Source organism: Mesorhizobium sp. M0983 (assembly GCF_040318975.1).
Classification (GTDB): Bacteria; Pseudomonadota; Alphaproteobacteria; order Rhizobiales; family Rhizobiaceae; genus Mesorhizobium.
The window spans coordinates 592,358-606,797 of sequence record NZ_JAMYNH010000001.1; the positions used below are offsets into that span (position 1 = coordinate 592,358).

Sequence of the window (14,440 nt, forward strand, 5' to 3'; positions counted from 1 at the left end):
CAAGCTTGTCTGTTGAGGAGCGCCTTATCCAGCTCTTCTAAACATGCCCGGCGTCATGCCATGCATGGCCCGGAACGTACGGGAGAGATGGCTCTGGTCGGCGAAACCTGCCGCGATAGCGGCGTCGGCGAGGCCAAATCCCTGTTCGATCAGCGCGCTCGCCCGGCGCAATCGCCGGTCGCGGATATAGGCCACCGGCGTCAGGCCGATCGCCTTGTTGAAGTCGCGGATGACCTGGAACCGGGTCACGCCACCCGCACCGGCAAGCCGCTTGAGGTCGAGCTGCGAGCCGAGCTCGCTTTCGACAAGGTCGCGATAGAGCGAAAACCTCCGCTGCGATCCGGAGCTTTCGACCTCCTCGGCCTGTCCGCTCGAGTCGCCATGCCGAACGATCAGCCGTCGCAGCGCCACGAGCAGGGACGTCTCGGCCGTCATTGTGTCTGGGGATGTCGAGCCCTGGTGTGCGGCCGTCAACGCTGCGGCGAGATTGTTGTCTTCGATAGTCGCGCGCGAAAACACCGGAGCGCCGTGCCAGCCGAGTTCGCGGACAAGTGCGGTCATCAGCGGCACCGAGGGATAAAACGTCCGGTAGGCCCAGCCTTCGTCCGCCCCGCGTTCGCCGTCATGCCACTCCTCTGGATTGACGACGGCAATGGCGCCTGCCGGGGCGAGAACGCTTTGACGGCCGATGCGAATCCGCTCGCAGCCGGAGGTGATCAGGGCGATCACATAGGTCGGGTGTGTGTGCAAGTCGTAGCGGTGCCGGGTGAAGCGCGCTTCGAACAGGCCAAGGTCGGGGAAGCACGGATGGCGCCAGTATTTCCCGGTCTCCGCCGCTTGGTTTGTCTTTGCCATAGTCAATCCGGTTCAAGACGCTTTTCGTCGGGCCTTCTATGGCAGCAGGATCAAGCCACGCCGCCCATTGCCGGTGTGAGAGGAGGTATCATGTTGCATAATGACCCCATCGCCGCGCTGACACCAGAGGTCATAGGCTGGCGGCACCATATCCATGCCAATCCGGAGCTCGGATTCAATGAATACGAAACGGCGCGTTTCGTTGCAGAGAAACTGCGCTCCTTCGGCCTCGACGAGGTGCATGAAGGGATCGGCGGCACCGGGGTCGTCGGTGTCCTGCGCAGCGGTGGCGGCACACGCGCCATCGGCCTTCGCGCCGAGCTCGACGCGCTTCCGGTGCTGGAGAAAACCGGCTTGCTCTATGCTTCGAGGAGAGAGGGCGTGATGCATGCCTGCGGCCATGACGGCCACACCGCCATGCTGCTCGGCGCTGCCAAATTGCTCAGCGAGTCGCGCACCTTCGACGGCACCGTCACTTTCATCTTCCAGCCGGCCGAGGAAAACGAAGGCGGCAGCATGCGCATGATCGAGGACGGCCTGTTCAGGCGCTTTCCGGTCGAGGCGGTCTATGCGGTCCACAACTGGCCGGGCGTCAGGCTGGGGACGATCGCGGCCCGTGCTGGTGCGCAGATGGCGGCCGTCGACAATTTCGAGCTGACTTTCGAGGGTCTTGGCGCGCATGCCGCGATGCCGCAGCTCGGCGATGACCCGATCCTGGCAGCGGGCGCCTTCGTGCAAGCCGTCCAGCGCATCGTCAGCCGCACGGTCGACCCGCAGAGCGCGCTTGTCGTCAGCATCACGCAGATCCATGGCGGCAATGTCGGCAACATCGTGCCGGGCAAGGTCTGGCTGCAAGGCACCTGCCGCTTCTTCGAGCCCGGCCTTTCCAACCACTGCGAGACGCTGATTGGCGAGATCGCACAAGGCATCGCCGCCGCGCATTCGCTCAAGGCAAGGTTCGACTACCGGAAGGGCTATCCGCCACTGATCAACACCGCGGACGCGACGGCCCGCGCCGTCGAGGCGGCGGCATCCGTCGTCGGCCGGGAGAATGTCATGACCGAGTTCAGTCCCAGTCTCGGCTGCGAGGATTTCGCTTTCATGATCCGTGAGGCGAGCGGCTGCTATGCGTGGATCGGTGCCGGCGAGGTCGGCCCGGGCGAAGGCCTGCACGGCGACCGCTACGTCTTCAACGACGAGATCGTGCCGACGGTGATGCGCTACTACGTCAACCTCGTCGAGCAGACGCTTGCCGGCAAAGTATCTGAGCTGAAATGAAGACGTCGGTCTGGGGGCCGCAGGTATTTCCCAAGTCTCGGCAAGCTTTGCAGAGGAGATAATCGACTACGTCAGAGACCCGCTATCGCAGGGCAATAGCGGGCCTAGTCCTTCTACAGCAGTTTTTCCGGCGTGATCGGCAGCTCCCGGATCCGCTTGCCTGTAGCGTCGAAGACGGCATTGGCAACCGCTGCGGCAACGCCGGTGGCGCCGAGCTCGCCGATGCCCTTGCCGCCAATCGGGCTGGCATGCTCGTCCACCTCGTCGACGAAGTGGATAATGATGTCGCCGGGAATGTCGGCGTTGACCGGAATGGCAACCCCTGAAAGGTTCTTCGACAGGAACCGCCCGAGCACCGGTTCGTGCCTGCTCTGCTCCATCGCCGCCATGCCCCAGCCCCAGATGATGCCGCCCGTCATCTGGCTGCGTGCGGTGCGGGGATTGACGATGCGGCCGGCGCTGTAGCTGCCGACGGCGCGACGAAGCCTGAGCAGGCCGAGCCCCGGATCGACGCCGACCTCCATGAAAATCGCGCCGAAAGTGCGCATGGCGAGGCCTTTGCCATGCTGCGCCGGATCGAACGAGCCGGAGCCGATGATCTCGCCGATGTCGGTATGACTCATCACGTCGGCGATCGTCTGACCGCCGGCAGCGCCTTTGCGGCGAATATGGCCGTCTTGCATCTCGACCTCGTCGGGCGGCAGATTGGCAAGACGGGCAAGCTGCGAACGTGCATCTTCGGCGGCTGCAAGCACCGCCGCGCCCACCCCCATGGTCGACGATGAGCCATAGGTCGGACCCGCCTCCGGCAGCTGTGTATCGCCCATTTCCAACTCGATCCTCTCCATCGGCAGGCCCAGGACATCGGCTGCGATCTGCGGAAAGATGGTGAGTGTTCCGGTCCCTATATCCTGGGTGCCGGTGCGGATGAGCACCGTGCTGTCCCTGTGCAACCTGACCTCGGCTGCAGGCGTCGGGTGGCGGAAACAGCCCATGCTACAGGTCGCCATGCCGTAGCCGATCAGCCAATCGCCATCGCGTTGCGGCTTGCGCGGGCGCTCGCGCCAGCCGAACAGGCGGGCGCCTTCCTCATAGGCCTCGCGCAGCTTCTTCGACGACCAGGGCTGGCCGGTGGCCGGATCCGTGTCCGCATGGTTGATCAGACGCAGGTCGAGCGGATCGATGCCGAGGCGGTGGGCGAGCTCGTCCATCGCGCTTTCGAGGGCCCAGGTGCCGGGACCCTCGACCGGCGCGCGCAGCGCCGTCGGCATGGCGACGTTCGCGCGCTCGACGCGCTGGCTGAGACGCATGGCCGGCGTGGCGTAGAGACCCTTCGAGGCTTCGGTGGCGAACTCGACGAAATCGTCGGTGACGGTGGTCAGGTTGACCACGTCCTGTTGCACGGCGGTCAGCTTGCCCGACTTGTCCGCCGCCAGCACGATCTTCTGTGCCATGCGCGGCTGATAGCCGAGACAGGAATAGGCATTGGCGCGGCTGAGCGCCAGCCTGACCGGGCGCTGCATGATGCGCGCCGCGGCGGCGGCCAGCACCTGATGCGGCCAGATCCAGCCCTTGCCGCCGAAGCCGCCGCCGGTATGGCGGGAAATCACGCGGACCTTCTCGGCCGGGACATTCATGCGGGCCGCAACCACCTGGCGGACACCGTAGACGTGCTGCGTGGCGTCGTGCAGCGTCAGCTCTCCGTCGTTCCACTCGGCGAGCGTCGCCGAGGGCTCCATGGCGTTGTGATGGCGCGACGGCTGCAGGTAGACGGCTTCGACCATGGCGGCTGCGTTGCTAAGCCCGCGGTCGACCTCGCCCTTCGTAAACGTCGGCTCCAGGAACAGAAAGCCGCTCTCCCTCGGCACGACCGCAGCCTTGTCGATTGCGGTCCATTCGGGTGGTGCCGGCAATTCCGGCTCGGCGAACTCGTAGCGCAACGAGACGCGGCGGGCGCCGGCTTCCGCCGCCTCCAGTGTCTCGCCCAGCACAATTGCAAGCGGCTGGCCCTCGTGACGTATCTCGTCGTTCTGCATGGGCATGAAGCTCTGCGCCGCCGGCGGACCTTCGGCGTGCTGCGTCTGCGTATCCGGCTCGGCCCTTGGCGATGCGAACCGGCCGAATTTGGGCATGTCCTCATGCGTGAGCACGCGCACGACGCCTTCCTCGGCGAGCGCGTCGTCGACCATGATCGACGTCACGCGGCCGGCGGGAGCGGGCGCGGTCACCAGCACTGCATAGAGCAGGTCGGGGGCAAAGTAGTCGGCCGCATAGCGGGCGCGGCCGGTAACCTTGACGCCGCCGTCAGGGCGGGCAACAGGCTGGGTGATCATCATGACGGCATCCTCGCTGCTCTTTCGATCGCCCGCAAAGCGGCGGTCTTGGCCAGTTCGATCTTGTAGGCGTTCTGCAACAAGGGACGCGCTTCGGCGAAGGATTGCTCGATAGCGGTGCTCAACGCCTCGCGATCGCCGACATCGGCACCGGCGAGCCGCTCCTCGGCGGCGCTCAGCCGCCACGGCCGCAGCGCGACGGACCCCAGCGCCAGGCCAGCCCGACGAATGGTCCGGCCGTCCATCTCCAGCACCGCGGCGGCGGAGACGATGGCATATTCGTAGGATTCGCGCTCGCGCACCTTGAGGTAAGCCGATCGCGGCGCCGGTGCCGGCAGCTCGATTGCCGTGATCAGTTCGCCTTGCTGCAACACATTGTCTGCCTCGGGCCGCGTGTCGGGAAGCAGGTGGAATTCGGCTGCCGGAATGCGCCGGCCGCCGCTGCGGTGCGCGGTGACGATGACTGCATCAAGTGCTGCCAGTGCCACCGCCGGGTCGGATGGCTGGGTGGCGATGCAATCCTCGGTCCAGCCGAATATCGCGTGATTGTCGTTGATGCCATGCAATGCCGAGCAACCGGAGCCGAGCCGACGTTTGTTGCACGGCAACTGCTCTTCGGCACGGAAATAGGCACAGCGCGTCTTCTGCAGCAGATTGCCGCCTATCGTTGCGAGGTTTCTCAGTTGCGGCGACGCCGCGTTGAGGATCGCCTGGCTCAACACCGGATAGTCGCGCATGACCAACTCGTGCTGCGCGACGTCGTTGAGATGCGTCAGCGCGCCGATCCTCAAGCCGCCGCCGGGCAGTGCCTCGATCTGATCCAGCCCGTCGAGGCGGGAGATATCGATGATCCGCGCCGGCCCGGCAATGCCAAGGCGCAGCCAGTTGAGCAATTCGGTGCCGCCGGCGAGAAAAGCGCTGTCCGGCGCCGCTCCGGCCGCGATCGTTTCGCCCAGGCTATCGGCGCGCGCATAGACGAATGGGGTCATTGGCTCGCCCTCCCAGCCGCTGCGCGCACCGCCTCGACGATTTGCGGATAGGCCGAGCAGCGGCACAGATTGCCGCTCATCCATTCGCGGATCTCGGCGTCGGAGCCGGTATGTCCCTCCTCGATCAGCGCCGCCGCCGACATCACCTGCCCGGGCGTGCAGAATCCGCACTGGAAACCATCATGATCGATGAACGCCTGCTGCACGGGATGAAGCGCATCGCCGTCCGCCAGGCCCTCGATCGTCGTGACCTCGCGTCCCTCGGCGGACACGGCCAGTATCATGCAGGCATTCACACGCCGTCCGTCGAGATGCACGGTGCAGGCGCCGCACTCGCCGAAATTGCATCCCTTTTTCGTTCCGGTCAGATGAAGCCGCTCGCGCAACAGGTCGAGCAGCGTGACGCGGGGATCGAGATCGGAAAGGCTGTGGTCCTCGCCGTTCACCCGCAACCGCAGTAGGTGCCGATCGTGGAAGTCCATTGGGGTACCTCGAAGCACATGCCGTCCTAGTCGCAGGGACTCGTCCAGCAATCAGCCGCCCACCTGTCGAGGCGAAATAGGGCGGTCGATTTCGGGGGAAAGGCACTGCCGGTCACGGAAGGCGAAAAACGTTTGGGACCCCGCACGGGATGGGCTGAGAATGCCACGCCGCAAAAAGTGCACCGTCACCGTAGTTCAATACCGGCGCTCGCCTTCGTGGCCGCCTGTGTATCCTGCTGGCCACCTGTGCTGCATTCAAGTTAGCGAAACACGCAATCAACGAGCTAAAAGATTGATATGATGCCAGGGTTAACCGTTTCGTAGCCTAGGCGCGGCTCAAACTTGTCTTTGGGGATTGCGCCGGAGACAGTTCCGGTTGAACGGTAATCCACCTCTGTCTTCTTCTTTTTCTTGATCGTGCCTGACAAATCGGCACAGAGTTGCGCTGTCCCTTTTCTGGCTACCACCTTTTTCTCGTGCGCAACGGCGGCGGTGGATCCGGCAATCACAATTGCCGCGCACACGATGGCCAATCTCATCGAATTTCCTCCCCCAAGCGCCGGCCTAAGCCGCGGTCGATCTACCGACGCTGGGGCCGAAGCTCAGGTCGGCATCTTGGCCGAAGCGCATTATCACTGAGCCGATTGGCTCTGGCGCGTTATCAGCCTCTTTCAGGTAAAGCGTCTTCCTTCATTTGAGTGAAATCGAGCGATGGTTTCCCTTCGAACGCAGAATTACGGTGACAGTGCGCTTTCGCTACATTGGCCCGCTGCGGGCCTCAGCTGGGTTAACCAGCTTCCTGGGCGGAGCATGGGCCTGCTCAATTGTGTTTTGACTATTTGGCTGCACGGGCGCGTAAAATATCCGGTTCGCCCAGTTGTGGGCGGACTAACTCAGGGAGGATAATGTTATGAAGATGAATCGACGTAATGCTCTCGCCCTTGGTGCCACCTCGTTGTCGACCCCGCTATTGGTTGCATTGCCGACTCCGGCAGCGGCCAAGACCTACGGTCCGACTGATGGCAAAGAGATTTTTCCCGGCGTTCGGCTCGTCGAACTGGGAACACGAGACTCCCATATCAAGGGGTACAAGAAAATCGCGATGGAAGACGTCGTGTATCAGCCAAAGGGATCTAGCCCGCTGGGGGATGTCATGGCCGACGACATGGTCTGCACGGTCACTGAAGGCGAGCTGCAGGTCACGGCCGGGGATATGCAGTTCACAGCCAAGGAAGGCGATGTATGGAGCTGCGGCAAGGGTAGCACGAAGGAGGCTGCTACGAACAACGGGACAGTGGTCGCCGTGATGCGGGTGATTAACCTCAAGGCTGAATAAAGCCAAGTTGGCGATCGTGGGCGCAATCCGCGCCCGGGTGGAATCTTGCGGGTTAGCGATCTAACCGGCCAGCGCCATTCCAGTGCCAACGCCGATGGCAGAGGCCCATTAGAAGCTTCCCGGCCAGATCGATGGCCAAGACGCGGATGGCTCCCCAAACGTCTGCACGGGGGGCCTTATCGCGCTGGCAAGATCGTCAAACGTCGTTTCCATTCCTGGAGTCTAGATCAACACCGGGAATCTCTGAATTCCCCTGTTTGTTGTCCGCTAATTCAGCATGTCAACGCAGCGGCTTCTTGCGCTTCGGCGGCCTGTACTTCTCGACCAGCCTGACCTTATCAATATCGCAAGCATCATTCGAACGAACACTTTTCGTCCACGAGGAGGGAAGGGAATGCGGTCGGTGGCGCTCTCAATACCTACACATAGCCGGCCGTCAGCAGTGGTGACGATGGCACAGTTCGCGGAGCCGGTTGCCGTTAAAAAATGTCGCGTTCGCGGAAGATATTTCGGATAACGCACCCACCTAGAAAGTACGGCAACTGCTTTCCTTGTGCCTCGCATAAGGCCTCAGCTGGGTTAACCAGCTCCCTGCGCGTCATTTGCCGATATAGGCGGCCAGCTCGTCAGGCGTCCCCATGGGAAAGGCCTGTTTCAGATGGTCGAGGAATGCGGAGACGCGGGCGCTCAGCAGCCGCCGAGAGGGATAGAGCGTCCACAGGGCGATGTCGGGTCGATCGAGATCCCCCCAATGTACCAGTGTTCCGTCCGCCAGATCATGGCTCACCAGCGACACAGGTACGCGCGCCGCGCCGACGCCCGCTCGTACCGCATCCCGGACCATGATGAGTGACGACAGCGCAAGGACCGGCTCGATCGCGATTGTTGACCGGCCAGTGGGCGTCTTCACGTCCCAAGCCCCTCGATCGGCTGTCGAACGCATGACGGCCGGGGTCGCCAGACCGTCCGCCGGCCGGGCGAGGTGAGGACTTGCCACGACCACCAGTCGATCACGCAGAAAGGCTCGCCCAACGAGGCTCTCATCCGGATCCGGATTGACCCGGATCACCAGGTCAAATCCCTCTTCGATCATGTCGACGGCGCGGTCTTCGGTCGTGACCTCGAGCCTTACCTCCGGGTATTTCAGGGCGAAGCCGGCAGCGATCTTCCCCATCGCGGTCTGTGAGAACAGCACTGGGGCGCTGATCCGCAACCTGCCTCGCGGCCTTTCGCCGCCTGAGGCGATCGCGGCCGCTGTCTCTTCGAGCTCGGAAAGCAACCGGCCCGTGCGCTCGAAAAGCGCACGTCCTTCTTCCGTCAGCTTCAACGCGCGGGCGCCACGCTCGAACAGCCGTAGATCCAGACTGGCCTCCAGCTCCGCCACGCGTCGGGACAAGGTTGCCTTCGGGCGCCCGGCAGCGCGGGCGGCCTTACCGAAGCCCCCGTGGCGGGCGACCAGATTGAAATCGGCAAGGGCAAGTAGATCCATATGTTCCACCAATGAGACGGCGTGTCCAAATATAACGCCTACCGACACAAATGTGGATCACTAATTTCTGAGCAGCCATCCGGCTCAACTCAGGAGTAACCCCATGACCATTCTCGTTACCGGCGCGACCGGCAATGTCGGCCGCAACGTAGTCGAACAGCTCGTGAAGCGTGGCGCCCATGTGCGCGCTTTGGTTCGCGATCCCTCCAAGGCCAATTTCGCCGCTGGCGTAGATGTCGTGCAGGGCGACCTGCTCGATGTCGATTCCCTACGCAAGGCCTTCTCCGGCGTCTCCACCCTTTTCCTGCTGAACGCGGTAGTGGCCGACGAATACACCCAGGCGCTGGTAGCGCTGGCCGTTGCCCGCGAGGCCGGCATCGAGCGGATCGTCTACCTGTCGGTGATCCACAGCGACCTCTACGTCAACGTGCCGCATTTTGCGGGCAAGTTCGGCGTCGAGCGGATGATCGAGCAGATGGGGCTCAACGCCACCATCCTGCGGCCCGCCTACTTCATGAACAACGACATCACAATCAAGGACGTGGTGACCGGCTACGGCATCTATCCTATGCCGATAGGAGCCAAGGGCATCGCCATGATCGACGCGCGGGACCTGGGCGAGATCGCCGCGATCGAACTCCTCCGCCGTGAGCAGGCCGCCGCGCCGCTCCCGCTCAATCGCATCAACCTGGTCGGCCCCGACACGCTGACTGGCACGGACGTCGCAGCGATCTGGACGGACGTCCTCGGTCGACATATCGCGTATCCCGGCGACGACACCGCCGGCTTCGAGCAGAACCTGCGGCAGTTCATGCCGAGCTGGATGGCGCTCGACATGCGCCTGATGGCCGAGCGCTTCCTCACGGACGGCATGGTCCCCGATGCCGGCGATGTCGATCGGCTGACCGCGCTGCTGGGCCGGCCGTTGCGCTCCTATCGCGACTATGCGGCCGCAATTGCCGTCTGAGCCCCATCACCGACGTTCTGTCCAGGAGACATATCATGATTTACTCGACCGCTACCGTTCCGGTGAATCCCCGAGGCGAGACCAAGCTGACCCGTGCGCAGATATGGCAGGGCCTGGAACTCAAGGCGCGCGACGCCCGCCTGTTCCTGCCCGCAGGCCTCTGCACCCGTTGCGACGTCGTGGAGGAGAGCGCGACCCACTTCGTGCGCGAAGCTATGATCGCCGGTACTGATCTGCGCGAGATCGTGACGCTTGAGCAGGAAGCAAGGTCACCTTCTTCCAGGCGACCGGTCCGCGCGAAGGCGCGGAAATCGCCTTCATAGCTAGTGGTCGGGTCATTCACATCAGTTGCGCCAACGGCAATTGCAACCAGCTGGTGAGCGAGCTGCTTTATAAGCACGGACGAAACGCAAAGCCAGTCCGTCAAAACGCGGGTGTAGATGACGTACTGCTTCACGGCTTTGTCCAGTTCAAGCGTTGTGCCTGACAAGGTGGTGGCCGAAGCATTGTCTAACGTCAACGTTCGTTGTGCTTGACAAGAACCGCAAGATTGAATGGAGGGGCACTGTTTGGTCTGACGGCGAGCCGAGTAGCGACGAGCCTCGCATGGGCCTGGTCCATCCCGCCAAAGTCGAAAGTAGGGTGTTCGTTGCGGGAACGGAAGGTCGACGCTGCGGAAGGGGGCATGGGGGTCTTCGCGCGAGCGGGTTATCCGATCCCCCGCTCAGAAATTTCTACCAAACATTCCTGACGGTTACGGCCCGAGCATTGTACGGTTCTTACATCCTGTTGATGTCGGTCAGGGAGAGAGTACTGTCGTCTCTTCGGCGTGCCCCTCGGGGATGGTCGGATGAGTGTCGTTCAAAGTGTCAGTCCAATTCTACATCAGGCTATTGCTGCACTCCTGAACGGGGCGGCTCGCGGAGACATTGTCTCGATCAAGGCTGCAATAGAACGAGTCCGCGTGACTGCGCCTAATCTGCGGGCATCTGACGAAGAGCTAACTGAGGCTATCCTTGAGGTAGCTTCCGCCACTGGCCTGTTCGTGTGTTTCGACGGCCGGGAGTAGCTCTCAGCCACGCGCCTCACTAATCCGCCTAACGTTCCCCCCCAGCATTCCAGGAATTTTGCTCATTGTGGCCCCGCGAGAGGGGGCGCGCCGTCCTGCTTGATCTTCGTAATTAGCAGGAACAAATCCGCTCGCGGTGCAGTTCGGTCCTTTTAAGCATGCAGGCCCGAACATGGCTGAAATCGATAAAGCCAAACAGAAGGTTATTGCCGAAGTTGTGCGGCGGTGGATCACTTCAGAGGTAATCCGCAATTACCTTCGCAACCTGCTAAATCTGCCTGTAGAAAGGGGAACTGCCGGCTGAGCAAAGGTATTTGCTGGAGGAACTTGATAGGGCCGACAAAGAGTGACGTATGGCCCCCCACTGGTTCAACCCTCCGGTCCCCGTCAAGACACAGCGTACCGGGATCATTCGCAACGTCAACAACGCCGAGACAGCCGGCGAGGAGCTGATGAAGTGGACCAAGCGTGGCCCTTGCTGGGACCTCGCGGTGCGCGTTTGCATGGCCGTGATATTCGACGAGATGGAACCCGAGGAGGCCCGCAAAGCATTCCTGGCTGCCGCGATGGAGGAGGGGACGTTAATTCCCCCAACGACAAATAGCTAAATTGTTTTGCGGTATAAGGTTCTATGTGTCTCTGACCAACACCGCCTTCCAGAAAGGAGCCCGCCGCCGGTGAGGGACAGGCGACGGACCCCCCTCAGCGGCTGCATCCACGAAGACTCGACCGCTGCAAGTTCTAACCCCGCGAGGGCCTACATCGTTCCCTACAACCTGGGTTGGTCGGCAGGCTTGTGCCGCTCTAAGTTCCCCTTATGGCAACCCATTGGTTCTCCCCTCCGGTTCCTGTGACGACTGACCGTGCCGGTATGACCCGGAACGTGAACAACGTCGAGGCAGCCGGACAGGAGCTGATGAAGTGGACCAAGCGTGGCCCCAAATGGAACCAAGCGGTGCGCGTCTGCATCGCCTGCATTTCCGACGAGATGGAACCTGAGGAGGCACGAAAGGCATTCTTGGCTGCTGCCGAGGAGGAGGGGTGCTGCGCTCGTCTGATTAGGGCCGAATGTGTCAGTTACCCGAGCCCAGTACCCAAACATTCCTGATCCCTAATGCAACCATTCCCTGATCTCCGAGTTGCGCGACAGGCGGGGAAGCTCGGTCGACATGACAAAGCGCGACAAAGCTGGGCATAAGTCCCTTGCAGACGCCGTTCGGGAGTTGATCGGAACCGAAGACAATCGTTGTCATGTACACAAGCTGTTTGGGCCAGTCGAAACAGAGCTGACCCCAACCCTAGCTTCATTACTTGAGGCGATTGGTAAGGCCAGAGACGACGAAACTCCCTAGCCGCTCTAAGTTCAGCCTCATGGCAACCCTCGGCATTGGCGCCGACTTGCTGGAGCTTTTCATGAAGGCCCGCGATGCAGGCTGAGCCGGACGAGGAAGATCAGCGCCCTGACCTACCGTTCCAGGGCGGGCCTCGGGTAAGGCATTTCAAATTTAAAAGGAACGTCGGTTAATACCCCTCGGCGTCAGGCTTGACAGCGGTCCCATGTCGATTGTGAGTGCCGCCTTCCTCCTCTATGCGTGTGATCTCGCTGGCAAGCTCGATCTGCTGACCTCTCTTGATCTTGGACGTGCTGTCCACGATGGAATGCGGGAAGCCGTAGCTCGGAATCGAGACGCTTGCCCGGTCCTCAGTGACCCGCCTACGTATCGTGGCCGTGATCGCAACCAGTGCCCCGCGCCAGACGCTTGAGTCTGGAGCGGACGGCGCCTAGTCAAGATGTTGCTAATATACATCGGCCTGCAAGCTTCGCCGTTGGCGAGGCGGCCCAGCGGCTTGGTTGCGGGGGGGACGGCAGCTAGAGGCCGCTGGGCCTTGACGACCAGCGAGCTTAAGAGGAGGCCCTGTGCTGGCTGGTCAAAACCTTGCGCTTAGGGCAACGGAAAAGCATCATTCGAACGAACACTTTTCGTCAACGAGGAGGGAAGGGAATGCAGTCGGCGGCGCTTACCCATTACATAGCCGGCCCTCAGCAGTGGTGACGACTGACACAGTTCGTGGAGTGGCGAGCGGAATCGTCGCTCAGCAATCACATTCTTCCACGATAGGGAATCCCAGACGCAGTGACCATGGTCTTGGCGTTGTCAAAACCGTGGTGTCAGCCAAAACAATGAAAACGCCGGAGCCTTGAAAATACTGGCTCCCCGGGCCGGACGAAACCGCGAACTATGAGCTGCCGATTCCTCTCAAAACTGCGCCGCAGCCCGCCATCAAGACTCGCGAGCGTGACCGGGAGCGCGCCGAGCGCCTCCGATCAACCGGTGGGCCAAAACCATCTTTGAGGCAACGGGCAGTCGCACTCGCGAAGGAGGGCGTTGTGCGCACACACGATCTCACAGACATCGGCGTTCCCCCTGTTATCTAACCCGGATGTGCGAGGGAGGGGCCGCTAATCAAAGTTCGCTATGGAGTCTAGTGAGCAGCAGACGGGGAGGCGGCATAATTACCTTATGCGCGCCTGTCGGAACAACGTGATTGCGGCAAGGAGCGGACGTTGCCCCGCCTATGCGGCTTGCTCACTCTAGCGTCGGGGCGGTCCGCAGACCGTTGAATCGAAAAATCGCTACGAAGCCCACGGGCAGACCTTAGCCTCCGGCGCTGAGCATTTCGACGATTGTTAAATCCAAAGAATCACCACAGGACGGTGGCCGTCGAGCGAGTTTTTAGCAGCCCATTTCCGCAGCCTCTTAATGTGCAACTTGGGAAGCTGCCGACATCAATTCCTCGGGATTCGGCGCTCTGAAGGTGTTGAGGCCATCCTCCAGAACTTCAGTGAAGTTCCAGCGTACGATGCCCGCCCGGTCGATTAGGAACTGACCGACAAGCTGCGCCTGGCTGGAAGCCATCGCCTGCTGATCGACTTCCGTAATCTCATAACCTTCCTTCTTGTTAAGAAATTCATTCATTGCCATGACGTCCATAGGCTCGGGCAACTCGCCCGGAAGATGGAACGGTATCGCCATGACCGTGTCCATCCCGACCTCGCGCAAGCCGAAAGCACGGTGCGAGGCTCGCTCCGGGTCGGATGCGGCGAGAAGATCGGGTGCCGGGTGGTAACGGAAATAGAGCCGCGCCCGCTCGACCGGCGTATTGACCACAGCCAGGCATTCGACGCCTTTCTCCCGCAGGGCCGGCTTAAGTTGCGCCATCGCCGCGACATGGCGCCGGCAGAACGGACAGTGCAGGCCTCGGAACAAACCGATCAACAACGGGCTACGGCCTCGAAAATCATCGAGCGCGATCTTGCCTTCGCGTGAGATCGCATTGAGCACAACATTCGGTGCGCTGTCGCCCGGCTGCAGCGGGCGGTCAACACTACTCGTAGACATGGACAACCTCCTCGCCGCGATCAGTCAGGGAAAGCAGCACACCCAGCGGAGGCGATCAAGTGCTGGGGGCGAAAGCTTCCTGTGCCAAGGCAATAGCTTTCGACCTCTGCCATATTGCCGAGGTCGAGATTACGCGCGTTGCAAGCCCATCATAACACGAAAAAGCATCTGCGTCGCCAGTCCTGCGATCGGCTTGCGAAGAATAGGCGGGGGCGGGCCAGGCCGCTATTCTGCGCTTGAT

At 61.9% G+C, this 14,440-nt stretch carries 13 protein-coding genes and 1 pseudogene; 7 read left to right on the plus strand and 7 right to left on the minus strand.

Features of this window, described 5'->3' with window-relative positions:
- Positions 1-24: 24 nt before the first annotated feature.
- Positions 25-855 carry an AraC family transcriptional regulator gene (locus tag NKH71_RS03010; RefSeq protein WP_352894270.1) on the minus strand — a complete coding sequence of 277 codons (831 nt, stop codon included), beginning with the start codon at positions 853-855 and terminating at the stop codon, positions 25-27.
- Between the two features lie 90 nt (positions 856-945).
- Here NKH71_RS03010 and NKH71_RS03015 point away from each other — a divergent pair, with 90 nt between their 5' ends.
- Positions 946-2,133, plus strand: a complete 1,188-nt coding sequence (locus NKH71_RS03015; protein WP_023720032.1) for an amidohydrolase — start codon at positions 946-948, stop codon at positions 2,131-2,133.
- A gap of 113 nt (positions 2,134-2,246) precedes the next feature.
- Here NKH71_RS03015 and NKH71_RS03020 read toward each other — a convergent pair whose 3' ends face one another.
- The 4 genes from NKH71_RS03020 to NKH71_RS03035 form a co-directional block, all read right to left on the minus strand.
- Complete coding sequence (locus tag NKH71_RS03020) at positions 2,247-4,469, minus strand: xanthine dehydrogenase family protein molybdopterin-binding subunit (RefSeq protein WP_352547296.1); 2,223 nt, start codon at positions 4,467-4,469, stop codon at positions 2,247-2,249.
- Entirely contained in the window at positions 4,466-5,455 is a 990-nt protein-coding gene (locus NKH71_RS03025; RefSeq protein ID WP_023720034.1) for an FAD binding domain-containing protein, read from the minus strand. The genes NKH71_RS03020 and NKH71_RS03025 overlap by 4 nt, the downstream gene beginning before the upstream one ends.
- A complete protein-coding gene (locus NKH71_RS03030) occupies positions 5,452-5,937 on the minus strand; it encodes a (2Fe-2S)-binding protein (RefSeq protein WP_031194306.1) in 486 nt (161 codons plus the stop codon). The genes NKH71_RS03025 and NKH71_RS03030 overlap by 4 nt, the downstream gene beginning before the upstream one ends.
- Before the next feature lie 284 nt (positions 5,938-6,221).
- The gene (locus tag NKH71_RS03035; protein WP_352791768.1) at positions 6,222-6,476 is read right to left on the minus strand and encodes a hypothetical protein; all 255 of its coding nucleotides are present in this window, start codon (positions 6,474-6,476) and stop codon (positions 6,222-6,224) included.
- Between the two features lie 371 nt (positions 6,477-6,847).
- Here NKH71_RS03035 and NKH71_RS03040 point away from each other — a divergent pair, with 371 nt between their 5' ends.
- Positions 6,848-7,273, plus strand: coding sequence for a hypothetical protein (locus NKH71_RS03040; RefSeq protein ID WP_023720037.1), 426 nt, complete (start codon positions 6,848-6,850; stop codon positions 7,271-7,273).
- A 598-nt stretch (positions 7,274-7,871) separates the two neighbouring features.
- On the opposite strand, the gene NKH71_RS03045 is transcribed toward NKH71_RS03040, so the two are convergent.
- Positions 7,872-8,762, minus strand: a complete 891-nt coding sequence (locus tag NKH71_RS03045) for a LysR family transcriptional regulator (RefSeq protein WP_352894272.1) — start codon at positions 8,760-8,762, stop codon at positions 7,872-7,874.
- A gap of 103 nt (positions 8,763-8,865) precedes the next feature.
- On the opposite strand from NKH71_RS03045, the gene NKH71_RS03050 reads away from it, so the two are divergent.
- The 5 genes and pseudogenes from NKH71_RS03050 (at position 8,866) to NKH71_RS03070 (ending at position 11,906) form a co-directional block, all read left to right on the plus strand.
- Positions 8,866-9,729, plus strand: coding sequence for an SDR family oxidoreductase (locus NKH71_RS03050; RefSeq protein WP_352894273.1), 864 nt, complete (start codon positions 8,866-8,868; stop codon positions 9,727-9,729).
- A 35-nt stretch (positions 9,730-9,764) separates the two neighbouring features.
- Positions 9,765-10,042 (plus strand): annotated as a pseudogene (locus NKH71_RS03055) (AtaL-like protein); the annotation flags it as partial.
- 928 nt (positions 10,043-10,970) lie between these two features.
- Positions 10,971-11,102 (plus strand): hypothetical protein, encoded by a 132-nt coding sequence (locus NKH71_RS03060; RefSeq protein WP_280940424.1) that lies wholly within the window; start codon positions 10,971-10,973, stop codon positions 11,100-11,102.
- 49 nt (positions 11,103-11,151) lie between these two features.
- Positions 11,152-11,406: a DUF982 domain-containing protein gene (locus NKH71_RS03065; RefSeq protein ID WP_023720040.1), complete on the plus strand. Its 255-nt coding sequence runs from the start codon at positions 11,152-11,154 to the stop codon at positions 11,404-11,406.
- 209 nt (positions 11,407-11,615) lie between these two features.
- Complete coding sequence (locus NKH71_RS03070) at positions 11,616-11,906, plus strand: DUF982 domain-containing protein (RefSeq protein WP_352894274.1); 291 nt, start codon at positions 11,616-11,618, stop codon at positions 11,904-11,906.
- Positions 11,907-13,557: 1,651 nt separating this feature from the next.
- On the opposite strand, the gene NKH71_RS03075 is transcribed toward NKH71_RS03070, so the two are convergent.
- Positions 13,558-14,199 carry a peroxiredoxin-like family protein gene (locus tag NKH71_RS03075; protein WP_023720043.1) on the minus strand — a complete coding sequence of 214 codons (642 nt, stop codon included), beginning with the start codon at positions 14,197-14,199 and terminating at the stop codon, positions 13,558-13,560.
- Between the last annotated feature and the right edge of the window lie 241 nt (positions 14,200-14,440).

Coding starts and splice junctions, on each gene's coding strand:
- NKH71_RS03010 (WP_352894270.1), bottom strand. CDS start 855: ATGGCAAAGACAAACCAAGCGGCGGAGACCGGGAAATACTGGCGCCAT.
- NKH71_RS03015 (WP_023720032.1), top strand. CDS start 946: ATGTTGCATAATGACCCCATCGCCGCGCTGACACCAGAGGTCATAGGC.
- NKH71_RS03020 (WP_352547296.1), bottom strand. CDS start 4,469: ATGATGATCACCCAGCCTGTTGCCCGCCCTGACGGCGGCGTCAAGGTT.
- NKH71_RS03025 (WP_023720034.1), bottom strand. CDS start 5,455: ATGACCCCATTCGTCTATGCGCGCGCCGATAGCCTGGGCGAAACGATC.
- NKH71_RS03030 (WP_031194306.1), bottom strand. CDS start 5,937: ATGGACTTCCACGATCGGCACCTACTGCGGTTGCGGGTGAACGGCGAG.
- NKH71_RS03035 (WP_352791768.1), bottom strand. CDS start 6,476: ATGAGATTGGCCATCGTGTGCGCGGCAATTGTGATTGCCGGATCCACC.
- NKH71_RS03040 (WP_023720037.1), top strand. CDS start 6,848: ATGAAGATGAATCGACGTAATGCTCTCGCCCTTGGTGCCACCTCGTTG.
- NKH71_RS03045 (WP_352894272.1), bottom strand. CDS start 8,762: ATGGATCTACTTGCCCTTGCCGATTTCAATCTGGTCGCCCGCCACGGG.
- NKH71_RS03050 (WP_352894273.1), top strand. CDS start 8,866: ATGACCATTCTCGTTACCGGCGCGACCGGCAATGTCGGCCGCAACGTA.
- NKH71_RS03060 (WP_280940424.1), top strand. CDS start 10,971: ATGGCTGAAATCGATAAAGCCAAACAGAAGGTTATTGCCGAAGTTGTG.
- NKH71_RS03065 (WP_023720040.1), top strand. CDS start 11,152: ATGGCCCCCCACTGGTTCAACCCTCCGGTCCCCGTCAAGACACAGCGT.
- NKH71_RS03070 (WP_352894274.1), top strand. CDS start 11,616: ATGGCAACCCATTGGTTCTCCCCTCCGGTTCCTGTGACGACTGACCGT.
- NKH71_RS03075 (WP_023720043.1), bottom strand. CDS start 14,199: ATGTCTACGAGTAGTGTTGACCGCCCGCTGCAGCCGGGCGACAGCGCA.